Below are 23,873 nucleotides of genomic sequence, written 5' to 3'. Positions count from 1 at the left end.
GAGAACAAACCCTATCCCCACGCATTACAGCGTGACGTCTCATCAGCGATGAGCATTCCCAAACACATCGTGAGGCCTTATTCAGTATGGCAAAAAAACGTGTAGCACTGGTTACCGGTGCGTCCTCAGGCATCGGCGAAGCGTCGGTTATTAAACTTTTAGCAGCGGGATATACGGTATATGGCACGAGTCGGCGTGGCTCCATGGAAGGAACGCATCCGTTTCCCTTGCTGACGCTTGATGTAACAGACGGCGCTTCTGTCAGGGCCGCCATTGAGAAGTTACTTCGTCTGGAGGGACGAATCGATCTTCTGGTTAATAATGCAGGCTTTGGGATCGCACCAGCCGCTGCGGAAGAAAGTTCTGTCGAACAGGCAAGACTTATGTTCGACACCAACTTTTTAGGCATCGTCAGGTTGACTCGGGCGGTGATCCCTCACATGCGCCGCCAGGGCAGCGGGCGCATTATTAACATCGGCTCGATACTTGGGGTCGTTCCGTTTCCGTATGTGGCACTTTATGCTGCCAGTAAGTATGCGGTCGAGGGGTATACGGGGGCACTGGATCATGAATTACGCACGCAGGGTATTCGGGTTTCTGTCATCGAACCTGCTTACATGAAAACGCAGTTTGAAGCCAATACGATAGAGCCGGATGCCAAGCTTGAAGAGTATGACATGATCCGGGCTAAGTTGGCGAAAGTGCTTAGCAAGGCCATGACCGAAGCGGAAAGCCCTGAGATAGTAGGTGAAGTTGTGGTTAAAGCCGCTCAGGCTTTACATCCAAAAGTGCGATACACGGCGGTAACGCTGGCCGGTAAATTGAATTTTCTCCTCAGGGTCGCGCCTGCCTCATTCCTGGATAAGGTCGTGCGTAAAAATCTTCAGCTGGATGCGAAAGGTTAAAAAATGAAATTTTCTCAACTGGCTGTTCTGACTGCGATTTTGTTTTTCATCCTGGCCACGGCATGGATGTTTTTCCCGGAACAGCTTTTAACGCAATGGGGCATTGAGCCCACGCCAGGTACTGACGTTATTTGTCGCCGCTCGGCCGCATTTTTTGCAGGAATAAGCGTGATGTGTTTCTTAGCCAGAAATGCCGAGCCTTCCCCGGTCCGTTATGCTCTGGCCGCGGGTATCAGCACAACAGCGTTTATTTCAGCCGTGCTGGGCATCGCTGAATGGCGTGAAGGGCACGTTAGCGGGCAGATCCTTTTTGCCGTATTAATCGAGCTGTTCCTTGGTACCGCTTTTTTACTCAGCAACAAGCCCCCTGTGAAAAATGTTACTGGCAAATATTAAAGGGTAAAGACCAAATGAAAAGCAGGACGATGAAAGCCTTTACGTTTAAACGTTATGGTAAATCCCCTGATCAGGGATTCGATAACGTGGATTTTCCTTCCCCCGGTGCTGATGAAATCCTGGTGAAGGTACACGCTGTTGGCCTTAACCCCATTGACAACATGATCCCAACCGGAATGTTTAAGCCGGTATTGCATTTTAAACTCCCTGCGACGCTGGGAAGTGATTTGGCCGGTGTCGTCGTTGCAGTGGGGGCTCGTGTGACCCGTTTTATCCCGGGTAACGCAATTTTTGCCAGTATTTTCGATACGGGAATGGGCTCTCTGGCCGAATTTGTTGTGGTTCCTGAAAGTCTGGCTGCTCTTAAACCGGCAAATCTGGATTTTGTGCAGGCAGCTTCACTTCCGATGGTGAGCCTCACATCCTGGCAGGCGTTCACAGAGCGAGCGAATCTGCAGCCTGGACAGAAGGTTTTCATCCCGGCAGGGTCCGGAGGAATTGGGAGCTTTGCGATCCAACTGGCCAGGCACTTTGGTGCGAAGGTAGGAACAACAACAAGTTCAGTAAACGTCGAGTGGGTAAATCGTCTTGGCGCAGATGAAGTAGTCGACTATAAAAATCAGGAATTTGAAAATGTACTGAGTGACTACGATATTGTTCTGGGCACTGTGAGAGGGAATGCAATTGAAAAGTCCACTCAAACTCTTAAACCAGGCGGAAAGATCATTTCTCTCATCGGGCCGTTAGATGCCGCGTTCGCACAGGCCCGGGGATTGAACTTTTTACTGCGTTTTGTGTTCTGGCTGATGAGTCGTAAGATTATAAGTCTTACGAAAAAACGAAGCCTGACCTATTCATTTTTCTTCGTTCGACCTGACGGCGCTCAATTAACTCAAATAAGCAAACTCACAGAAGCGGAACACATCATCCCTGTGATCGATAAGGTTTTTCCCTTTGCAGCGACAAAGGATGCTCTTGACTATCTTGCCCGGGGACATGCGAAGGGCAAAGTTGTTGTTATGTTACAAGAGTGACAACAATGACGGTTTGCGTCTGCCCACGATAAGAGATAACCGCTCAAGTCTGTTGCCTCAGGAACTAAATCCACTGCCTCATGGAAGAGATGCGGCATGGCCGCTTTTCGCTCATAGCGGACATTGACCTACGTATCAGCCCGCTTGGTGCCAGAAGCGGACGTTATGATGGTGTTCAGAAAAAATTAATTAATATCCAAAGTCACTTTGAGAATCATAGTCATTCAGGTCTATATTGAGTAGCAATTCTGATGCATGATAAGCGGCTTTTCCAGCGTTAAAATCATCTCTATTTGAAAGCACAACTACTGTTAACTTTGAATTAACATGTCTGACGAAAAATGAAGCGTAGCCTATCCAGCTTCCTGAGTGCAACAGGCTTTTTTCTTTAAAATCATGCTGAACAAATAAACCTGATCCATAAGCCTGATAACTCGCAACCCTAGAATTAACATCAGCTATTAGTTCATCGAGAGGATCAGAAATCATGTCTATTATCTTGCTATTTCCTGATTTAACACTTGAGAAATTCCCACCCCATTTCATCAAATCTTCTGGTGTAGAGTAAACAGCCCCATCGCCAGTTTGTGTCCATAAGCTTTCATTATGTTCATAACATCCTGTCAACTCAGAAGGACTATATCCTTTAGCTGTTTCTATTTCGATAGGATACGATTCGTTATAAAACGTATCATTCATATTGAGGGGTGTGAAAATCATATCACGCGCAAATTGTGATATTTTTCTGCCTGTAACTCTTTCAATTATAATTGAAAGGAGGAAATAGTTCGTATTGGAGTAAGCGAATTTATGCCCTGCGATAAAATCTGGCTTACTGCAATCGCAGACGTCTTTCAAACTTTCTGTTGGAGACAAGCTTCCAGATAGTGAAATACCTCTTTCTTCCGCTATGTCGATATAATCTTTTAATCCACTTGTATGGTGAATTAGATTGTCGATTTTTATAAGGCTGGCATAGTCAGGAAGTTCCGGTATGAATTTTTTTATAGTATCATTTAAAGAAATTCGACCTTCGCTTTCTAATAAGTGAATACAAAAAGCAGTGAATTGCTTTGAAAGTGAGGCGATGTTAAACACCGTTTTTTTACTAACATCAATACCTTTTTCTACATCAGCCTTACCGCGCCCCAGATAATACTCATTGCCGTCATCAAATCTGGCCATGAGAACGACACCCGGTTCATCATCACAAACTTCATTTAACAAAACACCCAGCTTCTCATTTAGCTGTAAATTCATATTATAAAATCCTTTTATTAACCGATAAGTAAAAATGCCAACTGTGAATCAATATTCAAAATAACTAATTATACATATTTACACCCGATTATTATCGTAACATATTACAATCACTTGATGTTATCAGTATAAAACAAATGTCCGCTTCTCACTCACAGCGGACCTTGCAGCACGTATGTCCGCTTTGTGCCAGAAGCCGACATTCAAAAGAGCATGTTTGGGATGCCTTCCTGAAGAAACGACGCATGGTGTTTATTTACGTAGGGTAATTGACAACGCTAAAAAAACAGCGCGGGAGAAAGCATAGACAGTATTCAGAAAAGTTAAGAATTGCATGCTTCGGGCAAGTGGTTTGCTTTTGTAAATTGAGTGAGCTCATCAGCGTTGTTCTGTCATCTCAGCGAGGTGCTTTTCCCTTTCAGGAAATCAGATGTCCCGTGATTTGATAGCCTGACATCCGTACGCTCTGTGCCAGCGGCAGACTTCTAAGCAGCCACCAGTCGTTCATATAATTAAGTGATTAAACACATGAAAATCATGTTTTAACGTAAGGTATATTTATGCGCTCTTGAATTCAGGCATGAAAATAAAGGCGAAATTCCAGTTTCCCTTTCGAAGATAGAGATACCTTTGCTGGGCTGAACAGATAATGGCAATCCTTCGCCATGACAACCTTAATCCTGACGATGAGCAGTCTCTTTGGCTTTCCACAAAGCGAATAGCGTAATCGCCAGCGCGAAACTGACGTACAAAGAAACCCACAGCGTACTGCCCGTCTCTTTAAATAACGTGGTGATGATCAGGGGCGCAAAACCACCGCCGACAATTCCCGCCAGGGTGTATGCCAGGGATGAACCCGCGTAACGCACATGACCAGGGAACTGCTCAGTGACAAACGCTGCCTGCGGTCCGTACATCATCGCGTGGATCAGCAAACCGCCAATCACCGCCAGCACGATCAGCACCGGATGCGAGCTATCGAGCAACACAAAGAACAGAAAAGACCAGACAACCGCCAGCAGCGCACCGGTAATGTAAACCGGGCGTCGCCCCCACTTATCTGAAAGCGCGCCAAACATCGGCACCGTGATCGCGTTAACTATTGCGCCTAGCATCGTAGCCATTAACGCCAGTGGACGCGGTAATTGCAGTACGGTGGTGACATAGGTCAGCGTAAAAACGACCACCAGCGCGTAAAGCACATCGGAGCCGATACGCGATCCACCGGCAATGAATAGCTGTTTCGGATAGTTTACGAAAACCTCTTTTAACGGCGTGTGCGTGGTTTTCTCTTGTTCCTGCATTGCGACAAAGGTTGGCGTCTCTTCCACACCGCGACGCAGCCACAGGCCAAAAATTACCAATACCAGGCTTAGCAGGAAAGGAATGCGCCAGCCCCACGCCTGAAACTGATCGGCGCTCATCATTACCGTAACCAACGTAATAAAGCCAGTACCGATCAGCGTGCCGCAGGATGGCCCAACCTGCGCAAATGAGGCATTACGCCCGCGTTTGTTCGCGTCGCCATGCTCCATCGATAACAACACGGCCCCTGCCCATTCGCCGCCCAGCGCGATGCCCTGCACAAACCGCAGTGCGACTAACAGAATCGGGCTCCAGATGCCCCAGACCGCATAGCCCGGCAGCAAGCCCATTAACGCCGTGGTTACGCCCATAATCACCAGCGTGATGATCAACACCGCTTTGCGCCCTGCGACATCGCCAAGGTGGCCGAACACGAAGCCTCCTAGCGGACGTGAAATATAGCCTACCGCATAGGTTGAAAACGCCAGAATGGTACCGACCAGCGGATCGAAGCTGGGGAAAAAGACATGGTTAAACACCAGCGCGGCCATGATGTTGTAAACGGTAAAGTCGTACCACTCGAGCGCGGTGCCAATCGAACTGGCAGCAGCCAGACGCCCGGTCTTCGATTTGGTACGCACTGCGCCTGCCGCATGGTGCAGAGAATCGGTATCAGCCATGGGTCAGCTCCTGTTTTGTTAACTGCCAGTTGAGGGCATAACGCTGTATATCTCCCGCAAATGCCTGTGCCGCGGCAGCAGCCAGGCGATCGCAGCACAGTGCATCGCTGCAATGAATCAGCAGCATCGGCTGCATTTTCCGATGATCCTGGCTTTCTTTCGGTAATGGCGAACTCAGGACGCTGTCTGGCATCAGCACGCTGGATGAGATGTAGCCCGGCGTCTGGCTTATTTGCTGCTGCAAGGCGCTTAGCGCGCTGTCATTGATCGCTTGCAGCGTCAACACAGCTAACTGATTGCCCGTGCCTTTGCCATGCTTGTGCACTACTGCGCTCACCCGGCGCATGGGATTCACCATTTTTTGCAGATTCTCTACCGACCATGCCGTCTGGTGCGTGAATGCGGCGTGATAATCGGCGCTGGTAAAGGCTTCCAGCGAATCGGTTTCATATAAACCGAGATATTTACGCTCAGCGTTTATTGCCTGATAGCGTGTACCGCTCAAAAATCCCGTAATGGCTACCCGCTCCTCTACGTGTTCATGGTCATACCACTGGTTAAAGTCAGCCTCATCTTCAGCGCCAATGTTGGTGGCGACATACAGCATGCCGTGGGGTTTAGTCATCATCAGGATCTCCGGTTAAGGGCAGTTTCCACAGCAAGCGACCAGCTGATCAGGCTGGCGTCATCACCATGAATCGAAGCAAGGCTCAGGCCAACCGGAGCAGAACCCGGTCGGTGGCAGGGCAAAGAGAGAGCACAGCCGTCCAGCATGTTGATAATGCTGGGATTGCGCAGCATCATCGCGTTAATCTCCATATAGCGCTGCGCATCATTGAGTGACGCGATAGTGGGCGCGACAAGCGGAACAGTTGGCATCAGTAACGCATCAAAATCACTCAGCGCTGCGTTGATGCGTTGTTGCCAGGCAGCACGCTGCTGGTAAAGTTCAGCTGCATCCTGTCCGGTAAGATGGCTGCCGCGCTGGATGCGCGCCAGCACCTGGGGATCGTAAGCTTCAGGTTGTGCCTGCACGGTTTTTTTATGCCATTGCCAGGCTTCATAAGCCGTGATGCCGCCACGCGCATTCATAGCGTTAAGCTCATCCAGCTCAGGCAACGTGATGTCGATAACTGTCGCACCCGCCTGCTTAAGACGTGTGATGGCATGCTGCCAGGCCTGCGCCACATGCTGATCCAGACCATCCAGCACGCGCGTTTGCGGCACGGCAAAGCGCGCGTTACGCAGATCCAGCAACTGTAAATCCAGCGGCCGATCGGCAATGATGCTATCCAGCAACCAGCAGCTGCGCACGTCGTCCGCGATCACGCCGATGCTGTCGAGTGAGGTCGAAAGCGGTAACGTTCCTCTCTGGTTGATGCGCTCTGCCGTGGGTTTGAAGCCAGTCAGGCCACAGAGTGCAGCAGGGATTCGTACCGAACCGCCGGTATCGGTGCCAACGGCACCAAGGCACATGCCCTCAGCAACCGCAACGGCCGCGCCAGAGGATGATCCGCCGGGAATACGCTGCTGCTCGCGCTGCCACGGATTGACTGGCGTGCCGTAATGTGGATTGATGCCTAAGCCCGAAAAAGCGAACTCCGTCATAGTGGTTTTACCGACGATTGCGGCGCCCGCCAGCAGCAACTTATCGACGACGCTGGCATTAGCAACTGCCACTGGCGCATCGGCCAGTAAGCGTGAACCGGCCGTGGTCACCTCTCCCTGGACATCGAACAGATCTTTAATGCTGACAGGCAGTCCATCAATGGCACTTAACGCCTGCTTCGCCTGCCAGCGAGCATTTGCCGCGCTGCCCGAAGCTGCATAGCGTTGCGTGAACACTAATGAGCCCTGTTGTTCAGGATTTTGTGCGGCCTGCAACGCGGATTCAGTAAATGCTTCGGGCAAAGCATCACCGCTCTGCAACTGCTGACTGGCTTGCCAGAGTGTGGTCATCGGCAGTCTCCTTATGCCACCACCGGCAGCGCGCCGGTGGTGTAGGCGTGTTCCAGCGTGCGATTAAGCACCGGATCGTGCAGCGCCATGCGGAATTCGCTGGATGGCCGGATGCCGCCAATTGCGCCCAGCGTGCCGCAGGACATAGCAACGCCCTCTTCCGCGACACCGCCATTAAAATAGCGCGCGAGCAAGTCCTGTGGTGTCAGCAGTGATGCCAGCGTGCCCTGCTGATAAATGACCCATTTACCCTGCTCTTTGATCCATGAGCTGAGTTCAAGCACATCCCAGTGTTCGGTAACGTCGTTCATGCGCCACGCGACGCTGGCGACCGGCTTGATACACGCCTGCTTAGAGAGCGCAACGCTGAAGGTTTCCAGATGGCGGTCGGTATGATCAGACGTGAGGGAAACCCACAATTCGCCGCGATGCGAGAAGACGAATGGTTCGGCTTCGCCGGAGGTTTGCTCACCTACCACTTCAAGCTGTGATTGCTGGCTGAGTTGATTAACCGCAACCCGGTAAAAAAGTGGTACTGCACCGGGAGCGGGCACGCCGAGGGCTTCTAATTCACGGATATGGTGCAACACGGCTTCCCTGTCGCGGCCGGCCCAGCCAGCAATAATAAAATGCGTAACGTCAACGTTCAGTGTGGTAGCGGCTTTGTCGCCCGTAGAGAATCGCAACTGCATAAGGAAAACCTCCGGATTGAAATCACAGTGAAATTTCACAGTAATTTTAAACTAGCGATTTTCATGCCAGATTTTTGTGTAAGATGTCTCATAGGTAAAAAAAGGAACGTGGTGATGAGTGAATCAGTGGCGGAAAATGTGAACCCAGGCAGCGCAGATAAAAGCCTTTCTCTTAATGAACAAGCCTATCTGGCTTTCAGGCACAAGCTCATTACGCTGCGTTACAAGCCTGGCGAATACCTTAACACCGCTCAGGTAATGGACGATCTGGCGATAGGCCGTACACCGGTTAATCAGGCGGTTCATCGCCTCGCAACCGAGGGTTTACTGCAAATTATCCCGCGTAAAGGAGTAATGGTGGCGCCATTATCGATTGATGACGCGCTGGAGTTGATTGAAGTACGGCTGGTAAATGAAACGCTCTGTATTGAGCTTGGCAGCCAGAAGGTGACGGATACGCAGCTTCAGCGCCTGCGTCATCTTAATCAGCAAATTGATAAGGCGAGCCAGTTACGCAGCCGCGAACAGATGATGCTGCTGGATCGCGAGTTTCATCAGGTATTGGCTGAGATTGCCGGTAATCGTCATCTTGCTGATATCCTTAGCGTGATTCATGCACAAGCGCAGCGTTTCTGGGCCACCACACTTTCCAACGTGGCGCATATGGATGAAGTGATCGCTGAGCATAATGAAATCATTGCGGCGCTGGAATCAGGCGATACGCAACGCGCAGCCGAAGCCGCACGTGCGCATATATTCTCATTTAAGCGCGCCTTACTTTCCGCTTAAAGGCCAGACCGCGTGCCGTCACAAGTCTGCCTTCTGACAGCGCCTGATCAATCAGGTGCTGAACTGGTTCCTGCTTATCCGCTACTAAGTCGCACCATTTTACCCGCGTCAGTGTAATGGCTTTGGTGCAAACGCCCAGATCATCAATCGTTGTGATGATGTGGGATCGCCCGGGCCATAATTAAACCGTCGACGTCTGCTCAGGCGTGCTGGCGACTACCGTCAGGCCTATGCCGGCCAATACATCCGCCACGAGTTTCCCCTGGCGACTGATACGCTCCACAGGGGCCGGTCATTGTCCTGTTGGATAGGGGTCGAATACGCTACAGCTGCACCCTGACGCCTGGCTAAAAAGCGGTCGTATGCCTGATTCGATTAAGGTTTATCCATGACCGGGTTGCCGAGTGCGGCGCGCTGATGATGGTTATCGGCTAATACAGTCTTCAGGGCATCATCGGTGGCGCTCATGAGCATGATATGCCAGTAGGGAGGGTGTCGCCGGTTCACTATCTTGCCTGGCGCAGTCGCGTTGAAATGGGGGCCCGCTCGCTCTGTGCCAGAAGCGGACCCCGTTACCCGCCCATTGGATTAAAATCTTTCGATAATACTTTTAGCAGTACACGGCTCCTGCTTGTCATTGAGTAATCCATTCTTTCACTAGCCTGTTCTGTATAAATCGGATGCAATTTATTCCGGCGTGTGCTAAGTAAATCAATAGGTTGTATAAATGGAAGGGTGAAGATGCATATTGATGAAATTCCTGCTTATTTATTGCAACACGACCGTTTTTATCTGACTGCGCCAGACCTGAGTCGTTCAGAAGAAATGCAACGTAAACTAAATGAATTCAGTTCGTTTCATCATGAGTTTCTACTCTGGTCTCCTGGCTTTCATTCGTTTTCTTCAGTCAGGGAGAATATGTTGGAAGCAGCAGAAAACTTCCTGAATGACAGAGCAGAATATAAGTTTTTGATTATTGATTGTACGTCAGATGAGCTATTAGGTTGTATAAGCTTATTCATAAGAAATCGTGCTATTCCTTATTTCGAGATCGGGTACTGGCTTGCCACGGATGCGATGGGAAAAGGCATAATGCCCGAAGCATGCAAGCTGGCTACAAAAATAGCCTCGGAATTTTTTAACGCTATAAGAATCGAAATTCGCACTGCCCGACGTAACGTGCGCAGTCAGTCTGTTGCATTAAAGTGTGGGTTCAAACCTGAAGCCATATTAGCTTCTGATAGACTGGATAGCATGGGCGTGATTGACGATACCTTTATTTATAAATACAGCAGCTGATTATACCGTGGCCTGAAGTTTCAGCATCCACTTAGTTACAGAAGCGGACAGAATAAGCAGCGGAATGATTGATTCGATCTGCCCACGCTAATAATTCGATTTTCTTTTAACTATAGAGCACACTTCACAGGCGTAAACCTGGAAATGTGCTTTTGAACCCCATGCTGCACAATGCTCTTTAAAGGCGCGAAGAAGCATCAAGACGGACCTGCAGGCGGCTTATGTTTTCTGTTATCTCAGCGGTTCTGTCTGCCAGTTCGCGAATTTCACTGGCAATGACAGAAAAGCCCCGTCCCTGAACGCCCGCTCTTGCGGCCTCAATGCTTGCGTTCAGTGAGATGAGTTTAATCTGGGCAGCGATGTTGGCATTTTCAGAGACTAAATCAGCAATTTCTCTGACAGAAGCCGCTGCGTCATCTCTTCGCTGACGTTCGCTATTATTCTGTACCTCCTGATCCTTTAACGTCTGTATATCAATCAGTGCACCGACCGCCCGCAGAGGTATACCGTCCTTGTCGCGTCGGGTCTGACCGCGAGCACGGAACCAACGGTAATTACCATTTTTGAGTCTGACACGGTATTCAACGTCATAACCTGTTGCACCTGAATGGTCGTTAAGGTGTTTAATGAAGGCATCCAGCGTATGCTGACTGTCGTCGGGATGAAGACGCGAAGCCCAGCTATCAATGACATCAGGGAATTCTTCAACCGTCTCAAATCCCAGCAATTTTCTGAACTGTGGAGACCACCAAAAAACGTTATTCGGGTGCAGAGCATCACCATTGATAATCTGGAGGTCCCAGAGTCCGTCATTCAGCATTTCACGCGAGAGGTTGAAGCGTGTCATCACAATGTCATATTCACTTTCATGCGTCTTATCATTGCTGATATTCAGCAGCGTCCCCGCCAGTCTCTGGCTGGTACCATCGGCGCTGCGTTCACGTTTTACCGCTACCTGAAACCATTCATAGCTGCCGCCTGCCGTCATAAAACGGCATTCATGTTTTGTACCCGGAGAAGGACCAGGCTGAGCATTTCGTAAAAGCTGTCTGAAATGATTTTTATCTTCATCATGAACAAGCGAACAGAGCGCCGACAGAGTGGAGAGATCGCCACTCCCACGTGGCAAACCCAATGGTGCAGCCGATGAAATCCATAATTTGGTGCTGTCGGTAATTTCTTTACCCTCACACATCCACAACAGCTCTGGCATCAGAGCCAGAAAACTGTCCATAGAGGCGGGTAACGTACTATCTGGCCGGAGCTCTTCAGCTGGCACTTCAGGTAATACCGGCAGCCTGGCCTCCTGAACGGACGCAGGCTTTCCAAATAATTTGCCTAACATAATTGCTCCCTGTGAGTAAAAAATAATGACACTGATGTTATCGGCCGGATCACAAACAGCATAAGTAAAGTAAATAGTTAATTTTTCTACTGTTTAGCCTGGCGAATCTGTCTGCAGATAATTGAGAAAAGCACCTGACTTTAGTCCCTTGGTGTGTGGCTGGATTGTTCGACGTTATGAAGTAATACCGGTTACAACACTCCGGGAGCATCCAGCCCTGATAAAAATGTCCGCTTCTCGATTAAAGCGAACATCAATAGGGTTATGTTTCACGGAGATAAAGATTCCGGCAGAAGCACTCACCCTTTACCAACGGAAATGCATACGCTCGCTCAGGCGTAGTCTTTCACCAGCAATAAAGTTTTCGATAAGCGAACCGATAAAAGCTATGCCTGTCGGTATGATTGCCTCTGTCACTGACAGCGTTTGTCCTCTAAGAAGCGGTTCCCGGCTTGATTGCTATGTGTCGTTTTTTTTATTTCTGTCACCAGCCCTGCCGGGCAATACCCGTTTTAATCTTTACGAAATCAACAAAGTATGAACAGGTAAGTGCATCGATATGCATTCCCTGTAGTCCGACTTTTTGCGCAAGCCGCATACAGCAATAGCCCACAACAGCCTCTGAACGACCTTACAAAAATAAGAGAGAAGCGTTTTGCCCATGTAACGCTTTATTAAACAAACGTTATTTCAGTCAGGAACATTATGAACAACATCAGAATAGGCACGCGGCTTGGTGCTGCGTTTGCCTTCATCCTTCTTCTTCTGGTCATCGTTGCATTTACCGGATTTAGCCGCATTCAGTCTCTGGGAGAAACGGCGGATACGCTTGCCGGCAGCCGTTATCAGAAGGCCTCAGCTGCAACTAATCTGCGTTACTATTCAACTGACCTTAGCCGGCTGGTCCGTAACGTTGTTCTGGCAGATGCTCCTGACCGGAAGGCAGTCTTTAAAAAAGATTATGACAGGGTACATGATAAAATCACTGCGACGGTTGATCAGGTCGACGCCATGCTGAAGGCGCCCAAAAGCCGGGAGTTGATTGCATCAATCAGGAGCACCGGCACTCAGTATCTGGCCTTTTCTGATGATGTTGTCGCGCTGGGAATGGCGGGTAAGCGGGACGAGGCCGCGCAACTTCTTCTTGGTCCGCGCTACCAGACCCAGGTTGACTATCTGAAAACTATTGCAGACCTGGTCTCTTTTCAGGTAGAACAGATGCAAACGGCGCGCAGTGCTGCTGAAGATGAGCGAAATACGGCCACTATTCTGCTGACTTCGCTGAGTGCTGCCGCTGTTCTGCTAGCTGCGGCCGCAGCCTGGCTCATCACCCGCAGCATTACCCGCCCGTTGAACATAACGCTTGCTGCCGCACAACGCATCGCACGCGGCGACCTGAGCCAGGCTGTACCTGTCAGCGGACGGGATGAAACCGGCATGCTGCTCACCGCAGTGGCTGAGATGCAGGACTCGCTGGCGCAGACGGTCAGCACAGTACGCCGGAACGCCGAGAGCGTTGCCGCAGCCAGCCTGCAGATTGCGCAGGGGAACTCGGACCTGTCGCAGCGCACCGAGGAGCAGGCCAGCGCGCTGGAGCAGACGGCTGCTACCATGAGCGAGCTCAGCGTGACAGTCAGAAATAACGCCGACAATGCCCGCCAGGCGGCACAGCTTGCCGTCAACGTGAGGGAAGTCGCCCGTCAGGGCAACGAGGTCACTGCCGACATCTCCGGCACCATGAAATCTATCGGCGAAAGCTCCGGCCGGATTGCGGACATTACATCGGTGATTGACAGCATTGCCTTCCAGACCAACATACTGGCACTTAATGCGGCAGTAGAGGCAGCACGCGCAGGCGAACAGGGACGAGGTTTTGCCGTCGTCGCCGGTGAGGTACGCACGCTGGCCAGCCGCAGCGCCACGGCGGCCGGTGAAATCCGTCAGCTGATTGAGGCAAACTCGGCAAGCGTAAGTGCAGGCAGCATCCTGGCGAACCGATCTGTGACCACGATGGCAGATATCGTGTCATCGGTCGGCCAGTTAAGTGACACCGTTGAGGAAATTACCGCTGCAAGTGCCGAACAGGCCCGCGGTATTGAGCAGGTTGGCATCGCCGTAACGGAGATGGATGGTGTGACGCAGCAGAACGCCTCACTGGTCGAGGAATCGACGTCAGCCTCGCAGAGCCTGCGCGAACAGGCATCCCTGCTGCTGCAGTCGGTGTCGGTGTTCACGCTTGCGGCGGTCTCACCTCCCCCAGTCACCCGGCAAGCAATCGTATCTGTACCCGCCACAGTTAAGAAAGAAACGCCTGCTGAGGCAGACGGAAACTGGACTACCTTCTGATATCCGGCTGCGTCCTGCAGGGCGCAGCCGCCCTCCTCTATCCGTAACATTTCTGTCGTACCGTGGACCTGCGCTAATACAACTATCTTTAAAAGATCAGTACGCCGGAAGTGAATGAAGAGCTCACTAATGTTGGTTGTGGGAGAGAACTTATCGTCTCCCTGCCCGCTACAGGATAACGTTTCATTAAAATCGAAGAGCTGTACCTCAGTGACGTCATGTCAGGTGATGGAAACGCTAACGTCCAATAAAAATGATGGACATTATTCCTGCGATCCGAAGCGTGCCGGACAGGCTGTTTAAACAGAACGTTTAAATGGCGACAACACAAATATCGATAACACAAATGGCGGAAATGGTGCGCCTGGAGCTAACGGATGAACAGCAGAGTAAATAAGTTTTCACGTTGAGCATTTTTAGCGTGATGGTTCTTAACTCTATGGAAAATGCGTGGGCAAATAAGGAAGAAAAAATGTATTGCAGACTTCCCACCTGGTTAATCAAATAGCCGATGGCGGTAATGGTGATGTCGCCAGAAGTAGCTCTGCTGGAGGCAAAGGCGAGAATTGATGAAACGGCGGTAATGGTGATAGTTCTAATAACGGGGGAAATGGCGGCAAAGCGGGACCCGGCGGATTAGGCACTCAGGATTTACAGTAAGACAGCAACGGAGGTCACGACGGTTCTCCTGGAATAAACGGAACAAGCCTCGAAGTAGTGTTGCTGTTGAGAAAATAATCTGATGAACATCTGTCAGTCAGGGTGAAATCCGGCACTAAGACCTGATTTCGCCCTTGTTGACTTTCTGGATCTCAGAATGTCCGCTTTGTGCCAGAAGCGGACGTTTACAGTTAGCCCAGGGCTATCTCGTGCTCATAGCAAGTTTAGCCGCGAAGCATAAAAATAAGCCCCCTGTTGCTCTGTTCATCATCCGAACAAAGCGACTTTTCTTCAATACGGCTGACGCATAATGCGTGGATAAAATGAGTGTGACTGACCATACAGTCCCGATCGCAACGTGGATGCTGACCAGTATAAAAGTCCATATCAAAGGTGAGTGACCGGCAGGTATGAACTGCGGCAAAAAGGAGACATAGAAAATGCCCATTTTGGGATTGAGCACATTCCCCAGCATTCCTCTGATAAACCAGTTCCTCTGAGAACCATTGCCATCATAGCCATTACTGAAAGATGATCGGGGACTTATCAGAAGTTGTAAGCCCAGCCAGCTCAGGTAGACCGCGCCACAAACTTTGAGCACAGTGTAAGCCATCTCTGAAACCGCCAGAAGAGCACCAAGACCTAATGCAACCAGCGTGCCCCATACAAAACAGCCAGCATCAATGCCAAGCGCCGCGTGAAAAGCCTTTTTGCCGCCTTCAGCACAAGCTGTGCGCAGAATAAGTGCCGTATCAAGGCCGGGAGTTAGGGTAAGTAACAGGGCTGCGAGAGAAAATGCGAAGAGGGAATCGTTAACAGTCATTTTCTTTGTCCGAAAGAGCAGATGCTAATCATTTAGTTCCCTGCAATCAATCTATCAAATATGACTTTTTTATAAGTCCGCTCCTCGCTCATAACGGACGTAAGGCTGGATAGCGTCCGCTTGTGCCAGAAGCAGACATAGCCTTGACTGTTATGTGCCAGGAAAAGACATGACCACCACCCAGACGGTTACAAAATTGAGCTGATAAAAAATGCTTAATCAGGTAGAAGAACCACTGCCTGATAATCATCCAGTTAACTCTGAATCAAATCAGTTCCAATGCATGCAATCAGGATGGCTTGAGGACTATCACGGCATAGCGGCAAAGATCACCCGTATCATTTTTGAAAATACAGTCAGCAGGATCGCCCAGCTCCAGACAATCACCCGGTGACATCTCAAATGTTGTGCTGCCCTCAATAAATGTCAGCTTACCTTCAATGACCCAGATGAGCTGACGTCGTGAAAGATAGGAAATAGCGGGCATAGGCACGGCAGTATTTGCCGGAAGCTCGATGCTAACCAGATCTACAGGTATCTGCCCCGGTGAAGCATGGCGACGAATGTAGCCTGTTTCAGGATCCTGCCATACAGCCTGATTTTCATATCTGACAAGCACACCGGTACGAATTTCCATTTCCGCAAGCAGCTGGGACATAGACATATCGAAAGCGCCAGAAAGTCTTGCAAGCAGGGTTGCTGTCGGGCTGCTTTCACCACGCTCAATTTTATGAATCATCGCCCGTGATACGCCTGAGTTTTCTGCCAGATCGGTCAGTGACCAGCCACGTCTTTCTCTTTCAGCCTTTACCTTCAGGCCGATACGAGCGTTCAGGTCATCTTCTTTACTGGACAATTCATCTAACATAATGGATAAATAATATAGTGTACGGTTAGTCTACTTTAGTAAATTAGAGGTGGGGTGTCTACTATGCCAATTCGTGCTGCAACAGAACGCGATGCTGAAACCATCGCCGAGATTTATAACGACGCTGTGCTTAATACCACGGCGATCTGGAATGAAAGTAAGATCGATTTTCTCAACCGAATAAAATGGATGAGAGACCGTCGTGAGGCAGGTTTTCCCGTCATTGTCTTTGTTGACGGGAACAATTCCGTACTGGGTTATGCATCATATGGTGACTGGCGTCCATGGGATGGTTATTGCCACACTGTTGAGCATTCTGTATATGTGCACAAAAGTGCCCGGGGACAGGGAGCAGGTAAAGCTCTGATGGAGAAATTGATCAGACTGGCTACTGATCAGGGTAAGCATGTCATGGTAGCTGGCATTGAATCTGAAAACGTTGCATCCATATCGCTTCACAAAAAGCTCGGTTTTACAGAGGCTGGCAGATTGTCAGAGGTGGGCAACAAGTTTGGACACTGGCTGGATCTGACATTTTTGCATCTACGCCTTGATACCCGGGCACATCCCTGATAGTGGATATTCCCAGAACGTCACAGTAAAAGTAATCACAGTCACACGGACGTGCCGGTGACAGCGTTTAAGACTAAAACATTTGTGATGCAACGAGAAAAGCGCCTGTAACCAGTAACATCGCGCCGATTATATAACCAGTAACATCGCGCCGATTATAGCTGGCGTATTTTTTAAGCAATCCTTCTGTACCGCTGTGGTAGATGTCATATCCGAGACCTGCGACAAGCTGACTGGCGACCAGTACCGCAATTGTCCGCGAAGCACAGATATTTTGATAACCCGTTATTACCGTGAAAACAAAAAAAGAACCTAAAATGCCCGGCAGAAGCATCCAGCTTTTGAAGGACTGCAATAGTTCATAAAACCCTGATGTCCCCGTCTTTCCCGCCAGTAAGCTGATAAGTAAAACAAGCCCCACGGCAGAATTCAGCACCAGAGCTATCAGTACAGTTGAAGCCGAGTAAGTTATCCTGGTCATCAACGTGTTCTGAATAACCAGCGCAATTCCTCTGGCAATTAGCATCAGGAATGTTAGTGCTGAAGCCATGTTAACTCCTCTGAGTCTTACCAGTGGGATAAGAAATTAGTACTTTATAGTAGATTTATTGCCTACTATTTGAGATGGCCCCGCAAGGAGATTATGGCGCCTCAGAAGAAACGCCAGGTCAGTTTCAAAGATGCGGATCAAGAAATGCGGATATCCGCTTCTCGTTCATAGCGGACACTGAACAACAACGTCCGCTTTGTGCCAAAAGCGGACATAGCTAAAACCGGGATGTTCTAATCGGCGAGTGTACGTCAAAAGTATGACACTTTTATCCCGTGTCAGGGTAAAGCCGCCTGAGTCGGATGGAATCATTTCTGCCCGGTGTCATAGTACCAGAACCGGATTTAGCGTTATTAACAGTTCCTTTATTCATTCAGGCCAGTGAGGAGCTGCAAGTAAAGTGCACGCTGTTTCGCAAATTCCGGAATAAAAAATTCTCTCAGCCATGCTCTGGCTGCACAGATTTTAGTCAGGCGGTCGTCCTGGCAGTTTTCTGCTGCCATAAGTCTCAGTTCATTTAAAAGGGAATTAATGTTTATTTCCTTTTCAGCCAGAGCCAGATGCAGTGCGGCTTCGCTAATAATGACGTGCCCTCTGTCTTCATCTCTTAGTAACATGGTCATCTCCTCAGGTTAAATTCAGCAATACCCTTACTCATCGTCATGATTACGGAAATGTTTTTTCCTGACAGTATTTGGAAATTCATACAAATTGAAAATGATTAGCTTAATTAGCCTGCTCTATTTTCAGCATGTTTCTCGCTAAACACTCTGGAACTGACTTATAAAAAACTCTCTTTCGGAAATAAAGGAGCCATGTGTTTAAAAAAGGAGCAAGAAAGCACCGTATCAATGAAACTGTTTATCTGGTTTTTTCATCAGGATTCCTGCTTCATGTCTATCTCTAACAATTTATCGTCATAACCCCCTCAATACTTTAAGGTGAATCCAACGTTTTTAACTATCACTATAAAAGGCTTGTGTATGTATAAAGGAAAATATCGCGATGATATTGACATTACAGACATTCACGATTTCAACCCGAGCGGTAATTGAGTAGGGGCTGGCTATAATATCAATGTGACTTGACTATTTATTTCAATTGGTTAACGGTGGATTTTCTGGTGAAAAATGTTGGCGCGCATGATTAATGCCTGTCTTCTTTTTTTCATCCGAACTTAACTGTTTATACCTGCTTAAGTTTATGGAGTAAATATCATCAGGCACATTTCACAATGCATACTAAGTTAATTTAAAAAATACCGTTTCGCTTAAAAAACAAGTTAGATACCAAACGATAACTGTAAGTATAATCAATTTCGTTAATTTGAAGGGCTGGCTTACTGAAAACCAAAAATTAATCACGATCAATAATAAAACATTTTTCACTAATGTTTATAAAAGGCATAAATAAAGCACCTTTTTGACCGATACAGTATTCAATCCTGAGAAGATATCAGGAACAGAGGATTGCTCAACACTGGGATTATTAAGATGAACATTATAAAAAAAGTTACGGGTTTAAAAATAGGCGGAAAACTGGGACTAGGTTTCACGTTGGTCATAATGGCCTCCGTTATCATATCGGTGCTGGCGTTTCGCTGTTTTTTAAGTATTCAGGAAAACTCAGCCAAGCGGGATATCACCGTTCAGATGCTGGACACGCTGGCAAAAGCCAGGCTTAACCGCACGCTTTTTCAGTACACACGGGATAAAAAGTTTATCGACATTAACGGCGAGGCGATGAATCAGCTCTTTGATTTACGAACCAGTCTCGATAAATATTCCTGGTCAGTTGAGGGGGGGGGAGAGGCTTTCTCTCCTGGACGTGATTCTGAAGCAGTATCAGGAAAAACGTCGGGCCTTTCTTGAGAGCAATGAAAGGGCCGCACTCGCGCTGAGTCAAATACAAACGTTGGACCTGGCTTCACTGGCTGAAAAACTGGCTTCCAGTCAGGCTTCTGTCTCAGCTGAACTTGCTGCGCCCCTGCTTTCTCTCAGCTTCAAAACAGAGCAGGCTGCATTTAATGTCCAGTCCTTTATCAGAAAGCCGGATTCTGCCGCGCTGGATAAATTCACTGGGATCAGCGACACGATTTCTCCGCTTGTTAACCAGCTTAAGGGCGCTTCTGACAATGCACTCGCTGCAATATTGGCGGAAGTAGACCAAAAAACACTATCGGGTTCTGTCCTGTTAAATAATTATCTTCTTTCAGTACGGGCTGAAAGCCTGGCCTCAGATGAAATGACTGCAGCAGCAGGCAAACTGAATAACTCAATTACAGGCCTCGCGTTCTTTCAGTCAGAGCTGGCTCAGAAGTATATTCAAACCGCACTCTGGCAGATTGGTTTTGCCACCCTTGCCTGTATTATTCTCAGCCTCGTTATTGCCTGGAGAATGACGCGAAGCATCACCATCCCTCTGAGAGAAACGCTTTCTTCTGCAAAGCGTATTGCTGAAGGAGACCTGACGTCAGAAATCACCAGCTCCCGCACCGATGAGCTTGGCGAACTGATGACTGCTGTGGGCACCATGAACCAGAGCCTGCGAGACATCATCTCCCGGGTCAGGGACGGTGTGAATAACGTCGCCCGCGCCTCCTCTGAAATTGCGGCGGGTAACACCGATCTTTCATCACGAACAGAACAGCAGTCGGCTGCCGTGGTTGAGACTGCGGCCAGCATGGAAGAACTGACATCCACGGTTAAGCAGAATGCGGAGAACGCTCATCACGCCAGCCAACTGGCCACCGACGCGTCACACAATGCCAGTCGCGGCGGTCATATCATCAGTGATGTGATTAGCACAATGGGCGGAATAAGTCAGAGTTCAGGTAAAATCGGTGAGATCATCTCCGTCATAAACGGTATCGCTTTCCAGACAAATATTCTGGCGCTTAATGCCGCGGTAGAGGCGGCGCGGGCCGGCGAACAAGGACGTGGATTCGCCGTGGTTGCCGGTGAAGTCCGCAACCTTGCCCAGCGCAGTTCTCTGGCTGCAAAAGAAATTGAGACACTGATAAGTGAGTCTCTGAGCAGGGTAAGTAACGGTACCGAGCTGGTTAATCGAGCCGGCAGTACCATGGAGGATATCGTCAGGTCCGTGTCGCAGGTCAGGGACATCATGGGCGAAATCGCCGCTGCGTCGGACGAACAGAACCGCGGGATTACTCAGATTGCGCAGGCTATGACAGAAATGGATACGACAACCCAGCAGAACGCTGCGCTGGTAGAGGAGTCATCCGCAGCGGCCAGCAGTCTCGAAGAGCAGGCGCTCGAGCTTGAGAGAACCGTTGCCGTGTTCCGTGTGCCGGCATCCGCATTACTGATGCCGAAGGTTCAGATGGCTACGCGTGTGTTAAAACCTCAGTTGTCCGTCAGGGCATCAGAAACCAACTGGGAAACTTTCTGATATCTATCCGGCAGCCAGATGTGGATTTAACCTCATCTGGCTGTATCCTTCCGTTAATTGTATCGGTAAGGTGATGGAAGCCTTTTTATGCTGGGTCAGTCTGATGTGCTCCCTGTTAACTAATAAGCACTGATATCAGTTGACCACTCTGATTTTTGTATACCATCAATTCCGAATGTCCGCTATTCGCTCTTAGCGGACATTGGGCCGGATAGCGTCCGCTTTGTGCCAAAAGCGAACGAGGCTTGTATCATGGTATGTTCGTTTGCGGGGAGCAGGTCATAGGCTTGAATCGCTGCCTGAAATCCGCTCTCTTTGATTCTCGGGGCTTATGAAGTTATAAGCTCACCGTTACGGACACTGTTACCTTCCCCCATCTGACACAATGCTATATTTACAGCTGGTTCATTTAACAGAGGATTTATGGATTCGGGCGAGAATTGCAATGAAAAAACACTGGATCTCATTGGTAGCATGGCCCGCAGGCTGCTCAGCCAGAAAGCCACGGTAGGGAAAGATGAACTGATAAATGCACTGGAACTGCTTAGCAAAAGCACTGCGGACTGACGTGTGCGGGAAAACAGCACAAGGGCGAGTCGGATGCTGAGTCATCGGGTACACTGACTTAGTAAGGCAGAACGTAACCGGTGCGGTAAAAATACCGGACAAACACCCGTGCCCGATACTCTGCTGGCAAGAAAACTCGCGTGAACTCGCTTTATTTCAGTACTGCAACTACCGGAACAGAGGGCTGTGGCGAGAAGCCTGCTGGTCTGCCTGATTGCCTGTCTGATGATTTCGCGACGGGCAGCCTCTGTCTCCACCTCAAGCATCTGTTTAAGCTGTCGGGAGAGGGTGAAAGCGCTGAAGACATCTTCGTCCTCAAGCAGTGTTAATATTGCTTCGCCAATAACGATATTGATCTTTTCTTCTTCACTTCTGAACATATCAAACTTCCTGTTGCCTGGCGGTAAAGTCCGTCGCGGCGGACAAGCAGTATTGCTCTTGAGCGGCTATAACCTTTGTCTGATTTCAGTAGCAGCTCTGACCTGGCTGAAACTGTGAAATCATACCTGCACTGAGTGTAACAGAGTGGGACCAGTCTGCCCGATGTTTCACCAGCCTGGGCGCACCTTTTATTCCACCACCATAGGGGTGATGAGCATTCTGCGAGATCAACTATTGTGCGTGTGAGTCTCATTAAGTCTCTATTGTGCCAGGAGCAAATATTGATGGCATCGTGTGATGTTATTAAGTCGAAGGATGCATGAGGTCTGCTGTCTAAGGCTGAATGGCGCTGGTGAAGATGTATGATTTTTTGAGCTGTCTGCTATTAAATTTTATGCGCAATAAGCAGATCTTTTTTTATGCGAAATCCAAAAAACGCTTAAAGATTTAAAAATCTCGAAACCACACGGTTTGAATCCGGAGGATAAATTCGCGTGAGGCAAAAAGCACCTCACTGTAACATTAATGAAAATAACGTTTTTCTCAGTCTTTCCATACCTTCATAAAGATTGCTGTAAAACGGCCAGAAGAACGGCGGCTCCTATACTTAAAGATGATAATACTTAACCCAAAGTGAAGATTTTATGGCAGCAAAACGTGTTGGAGCCGGTAATTTTGCTGAGAATCCGGAGCGCGCGGCAGAGGCCGGACGGAAAGGTGGTCAGTTAATCGGAGAGAATTTCACAATAGCCCTGAGCGAGCCAGTGAAGCGGGCCTCAAAGGAGGTCTGGTAAGAAAAAAAGGAGTTCAGACGCAGTTGCTTCCTGATGTTTGATGAAAAAAGCCTGCATCCGGAGGGCTTTTCAACGTTGGAACATGGCCATGCGGTTAAATCAGAATGCCCGGCAGTTGAGATATATTGTACTCAGTTCAGAGCATATCTGACGCTTGCGATCGTATTGTGCCTTCGCACTTAAGAATGGCTGTCCGGACACTTCGGACAGCGACCTGTATTGCAGCCTCGCGCACTATTTCCTCTGTGAGGGGCATGAAGGAGCGGAGCTTAAGATGCAGCTGAGCGCAGGTTATGGGTCCTCCCTCATTAAGCAACATGATAACGGCTTCACCCATTATTTTATCGGGCAGACATTCTACTTCTTTTTTGAACATGCATAGCCGTCAGCGGTGGGCGCTCTTCCTGTCTGGCAGAGCTGATATACGGGATAGGTCAAATATCGCTTCGGTGTACCCGGACGCTGAGATGGTTTTGCTTTGGTGCCTCAAAATCCAACACTGTCTGCCGAAAAAATAAAATCCCCGCTTACGCTTGTTGTCCTGTTGAAGCCTTTTATCATTAAGGCCAATCGGCGGCGGCTCCGCTCGATTACCATAAAAGAAAAAGTCACGAAATCCTCTTTGAACCGCCTTAACGGCGGTTTTTTTTACCTTTAAAACCTTTTGTTTACTCCTGTCTGCTGACCATGCCAGGAATTCCTGGCTGGGCTGTTACGTTACGTTTAATTTGGCTGAATTTGCTTGCCGCTATCATTTTGATATCTGCTCATCTCTCATCGATGACCTTACGCCATACGCATGTCCGCATAGTGCCAGAAACGGATATTATTTAAGTAGAGCAGTTTCACCTGGCTTAACTCGTCTATTTATTTCACAGCATCTTATAACAGGTTAATGCTGTTTATCGGATAGCAACGGCTTCATGAAACTGCGTTCGTAGCTAAGGATGAACTTTTTTTGGGTAGCTTCATCGAAAAGTTTGACACATTCAGCCTTACTTAAAATGGCTACTCTGTATTCTTCATACTGCGCCAGACTATCAAAGCTAAACAAACAGTAGGCTATGTTATTTGCACCTTCCGATGGAAGGAAATACCCATGATGGATGCCACCCATAGATTCCACAATTTCCATCCAGTTTAAAGCATAATTCTCGAAATCGCTTAATTGATATGGATCAATAACATATCTGACGTGACAAGTGATCATTCTCTTCCCTCATGTGAAATAACACG

23 protein-coding genes and 1 pseudogene are annotated in these 23,873 nt (G+C 48.8%); 11 read left to right on the top strand and 13 right to left on the bottom strand.

Going from position 1 to position 23,873, the window contains the following annotated elements; all coding sequences use genetic code 11:
• The first annotated feature begins 86 nt into the window (after window positions 1-86).
• Genes IBT54_RS02435 through IBT54_RS02425 form a run of 3 tightly spaced genes read left to right on the top strand, consistent with a single transcriptional unit; the run spans window position 87 to window position 2,335 of the window.
• Window positions 87-905 (top strand): oxidoreductase, encoded by an 819-nt coding sequence (locus tag IBT54_RS02435; RefSeq protein WP_201251494.1) that lies wholly within the window; start codon window positions 87-89, stop codon window positions 903-905.
• A 3-nt stretch (window positions 906-908) separates the two neighbouring features.
• Window positions 909-1,301, top strand: coding sequence for a hypothetical protein (locus IBT54_RS02430; RefSeq protein ID WP_201251493.1), 393 nt, complete (start codon window positions 909-911; stop codon window positions 1,299-1,301).
• Window positions 1,302-1,315: 14 nt separating this feature from the next.
• Entirely contained in the window at window positions 1,316-2,335 is a 1,020-nt protein-coding gene (locus IBT54_RS02425) for an NADP-dependent oxidoreductase (protein WP_201251492.1), read from the top strand.
• A gap of 189 nt (window positions 2,336-2,524) precedes the next feature.
• Here the strand turns inward: IBT54_RS02425 and IBT54_RS02420 are convergent, their stop codons facing one another.
• From IBT54_RS02420 to IBT54_RS02400, 5 genes are all read right to left on the bottom strand, one after another.
• Entirely contained in the window at window positions 2,525-3,595 is a 1,071-nt protein-coding gene (locus IBT54_RS02420; RefSeq protein ID WP_201251491.1) for a serine hydrolase, read from the bottom strand.
• 674 nt (window positions 3,596-4,269) lie between these two features.
• Window positions 4,270-5,580: an MFS transporter gene (locus IBT54_RS02415; protein ID WP_201251490.1), complete on the bottom strand. Its 1,311-nt coding sequence runs from the start codon at window positions 5,578-5,580 to the stop codon at window positions 4,270-4,272.
• Window positions 5,573-6,208, bottom strand: coding sequence for a DUF4286 family protein (locus tag IBT54_RS02410; protein WP_201251489.1), 636 nt, complete (start codon window positions 6,206-6,208; stop codon window positions 5,573-5,575). The genes IBT54_RS02415 and IBT54_RS02410 overlap by 8 nt, the downstream gene beginning before the upstream one ends.
• Complete coding sequence (locus tag IBT54_RS02405; protein ID WP_201251488.1) at window positions 6,208-7,539, bottom strand: amidase; 1,332 nt, start codon at window positions 7,537-7,539, stop codon at window positions 6,208-6,210. Before IBT54_RS02405 ends, IBT54_RS02410 begins: the two co-directional genes overlap by 1 nt.
• An 11-nt stretch (window positions 7,540-7,550) precedes the next feature.
• Window positions 7,551-8,231 carry a DUF2848 domain-containing protein gene (locus tag IBT54_RS02400; RefSeq protein WP_033784943.1) on the bottom strand — a complete coding sequence of 227 codons (681 nt, stop codon included), beginning with the start codon at window positions 8,229-8,231 and terminating at the stop codon, window positions 7,551-7,553.
• A 114-nt stretch (window positions 8,232-8,345) separates the two neighbouring features.
• On the opposite strand from IBT54_RS02400, the gene IBT54_RS02395 reads away from it, so the two are divergent.
• Window positions 8,346-9,020, top strand: coding sequence for a GntR family transcriptional regulator (locus IBT54_RS02395; protein ID WP_147788956.1), 675 nt, complete (start codon window positions 8,346-8,348; stop codon window positions 9,018-9,020).
• 375 nt (window positions 9,021-9,395) lie between these two features.
• Here IBT54_RS02395 and IBT54_RS25340 read toward each other — a convergent pair whose 3' ends face one another.
• The gene (locus tag IBT54_RS25340) at window positions 9,396-9,527 is read right to left on the bottom strand and encodes a hypothetical protein (protein ID WP_255540179.1); all 132 of its coding nucleotides are present in this window, start codon (window positions 9,525-9,527) and stop codon (window positions 9,396-9,398) included.
• Between the two features lie 234 nt (window positions 9,528-9,761).
• On the opposite strand from IBT54_RS25340, the gene IBT54_RS02390 reads away from it, so the two are divergent.
• Window positions 9,762-10,319 (top strand): GNAT family N-acetyltransferase, encoded by a 558-nt coding sequence (locus tag IBT54_RS02390; RefSeq protein WP_201251487.1) that lies wholly within the window; start codon window positions 9,762-9,764, stop codon window positions 10,317-10,319.
• A 178-nt stretch (window positions 10,320-10,497) separates the two neighbouring features.
• Here IBT54_RS02390 and IBT54_RS25410 read toward each other — a convergent pair whose 3' ends face one another.
• On the bottom strand, window positions 10,498-11,664 hold the full coding sequence (locus tag IBT54_RS25410; protein WP_201251486.1) for a PAS domain-containing protein: 1,167 nt from the start codon (window positions 11,662-11,664) through the stop codon (window positions 10,498-10,500).
• Between the two features lie 705 nt (window positions 11,665-12,369).
• Between IBT54_RS25410 and IBT54_RS02380 the strand changes: the two genes are divergently transcribed.
• Window positions 12,370-14,010 (top strand): methyl-accepting chemotaxis protein, encoded by a 1,641-nt coding sequence (locus tag IBT54_RS02380; protein ID WP_201251485.1) that lies wholly within the window; start codon window positions 12,370-12,372, stop codon window positions 14,008-14,010.
• 862 nt (window positions 14,011-14,872) lie between these two features.
• Here the strand turns inward: IBT54_RS02380 and IBT54_RS02375 are convergent.
• Together IBT54_RS02375 and IBT54_RS02370 are read right to left on the bottom strand one after the other, a co-directional pair.
• The gene (locus IBT54_RS02375) at window positions 14,873-15,493 is read right to left on the bottom strand and encodes a LysE family translocator (protein WP_095708014.1); all 621 of its coding nucleotides are present in this window, start codon (window positions 15,491-15,493) and stop codon (window positions 14,873-14,875) included.
• A gap of 289 nt (window positions 15,494-15,782) precedes the next feature.
• Complete coding sequence (locus IBT54_RS02370) at window positions 15,783-16,361, bottom strand: XRE family transcriptional regulator (RefSeq protein WP_201251484.1); 579 nt, start codon at window positions 16,359-16,361, stop codon at window positions 15,783-15,785.
• Window positions 16,362-16,424: 63 nt separating this feature from the next.
• On the opposite strand from IBT54_RS02370, the gene IBT54_RS02365 reads away from it, so the two are divergent.
• Window positions 16,425-16,934, top strand: a complete 510-nt coding sequence (locus tag IBT54_RS02365; RefSeq protein ID WP_095708013.1) for a GNAT family N-acetyltransferase — start codon at window positions 16,425-16,427, stop codon at window positions 16,932-16,934.
• A 73-nt stretch (window positions 16,935-17,007) separates the two neighbouring features.
• Here IBT54_RS02365 and IBT54_RS02360 read toward each other — a convergent pair whose 3' ends face one another.
• Entirely contained in the window at window positions 17,008-17,484 is a 477-nt protein-coding gene (locus tag IBT54_RS02360; protein ID WP_095708012.1) for a DMT family transporter, read from the bottom strand.
• Between the two features lie 365 nt (window positions 17,485-17,849).
• Complete coding sequence (locus tag IBT54_RS02355) at window positions 17,850-18,101, bottom strand: hypothetical protein (RefSeq protein ID WP_095708011.1); 252 nt, start codon at window positions 18,099-18,101, stop codon at window positions 17,850-17,852.
• Between the two features lie 876 nt (window positions 18,102-18,977).
• Here IBT54_RS02355 and IBT54_RS25095 point away from each other — a divergent pair.
• Together IBT54_RS25095 and IBT54_RS25405 are read left to right on the top strand one after the other, a co-directional pair.
• Window positions 18,978-19,355, top strand: a complete 378-nt coding sequence (locus tag IBT54_RS25095) for a hypothetical protein (RefSeq protein WP_236262792.1) — start codon at window positions 18,978-18,980, stop codon at window positions 19,353-19,355.
• On the top strand, window positions 19,312-20,895 hold the full coding sequence (locus IBT54_RS25405) for a methyl-accepting chemotaxis protein (RefSeq protein WP_306453069.1): 1,584 nt from the start codon (window positions 19,312-19,314) through the stop codon (window positions 20,893-20,895). The genes IBT54_RS25095 and IBT54_RS25405 overlap by 44 nt, the downstream gene beginning before the upstream one ends.
• A gap of 608 nt (window positions 20,896-21,503) precedes the next feature.
• Here the strand turns inward: IBT54_RS25405 and IBT54_RS02345 are convergent.
• Window positions 21,504-21,842, bottom strand: coding sequence for a hypothetical protein (locus tag IBT54_RS02345; protein WP_201251483.1), 339 nt, complete (start codon window positions 21,840-21,842; stop codon window positions 21,504-21,506).
• A gap of 645 nt (window positions 21,843-22,487) precedes the next feature.
• Between IBT54_RS02345 and IBT54_RS02340 the strand changes: the two genes are divergently transcribed.
• The gene (locus tag IBT54_RS02340) at window positions 22,488-22,637 is read left to right on the top strand and encodes a general stress protein (RefSeq protein WP_370585057.1); all 150 of its coding nucleotides are present in this window, start codon (window positions 22,488-22,490) and stop codon (window positions 22,635-22,637) included.
• Window positions 22,604-22,678, top strand: a pseudogene (locus IBT54_RS25435) (hypothetical protein); the annotation flags it as partial. The gene IBT54_RS02340 and the pseudogene IBT54_RS25435, both read left to right, overlap by 34 nt.
• A gap of 851 nt (window positions 22,679-23,529) precedes the next feature.
• Here IBT54_RS25435 and IBT54_RS02335 read toward each other — a convergent pair.
• Window positions 23,530-23,847 (bottom strand): NIPSNAP family protein, encoded by a 318-nt coding sequence (locus tag IBT54_RS02335; protein WP_201251482.1) that lies wholly within the window; start codon window positions 23,845-23,847, stop codon window positions 23,530-23,532.
• Window positions 23,848-23,873: the final 26 nt, after the last annotated feature.

The organism is Pantoea sp. S62, from assembly GCF_016658625.1.
GTDB classification, from domain to species: Bacteria; Pseudomonadota; Gammaproteobacteria; order Enterobacterales; family Enterobacteriaceae; genus Pantoea; species Pantoea vagans.
Note: the sequence above shows the minus strand (reverse complement) of the source record. Positions and strands in the feature narration are given on the sequence as shown.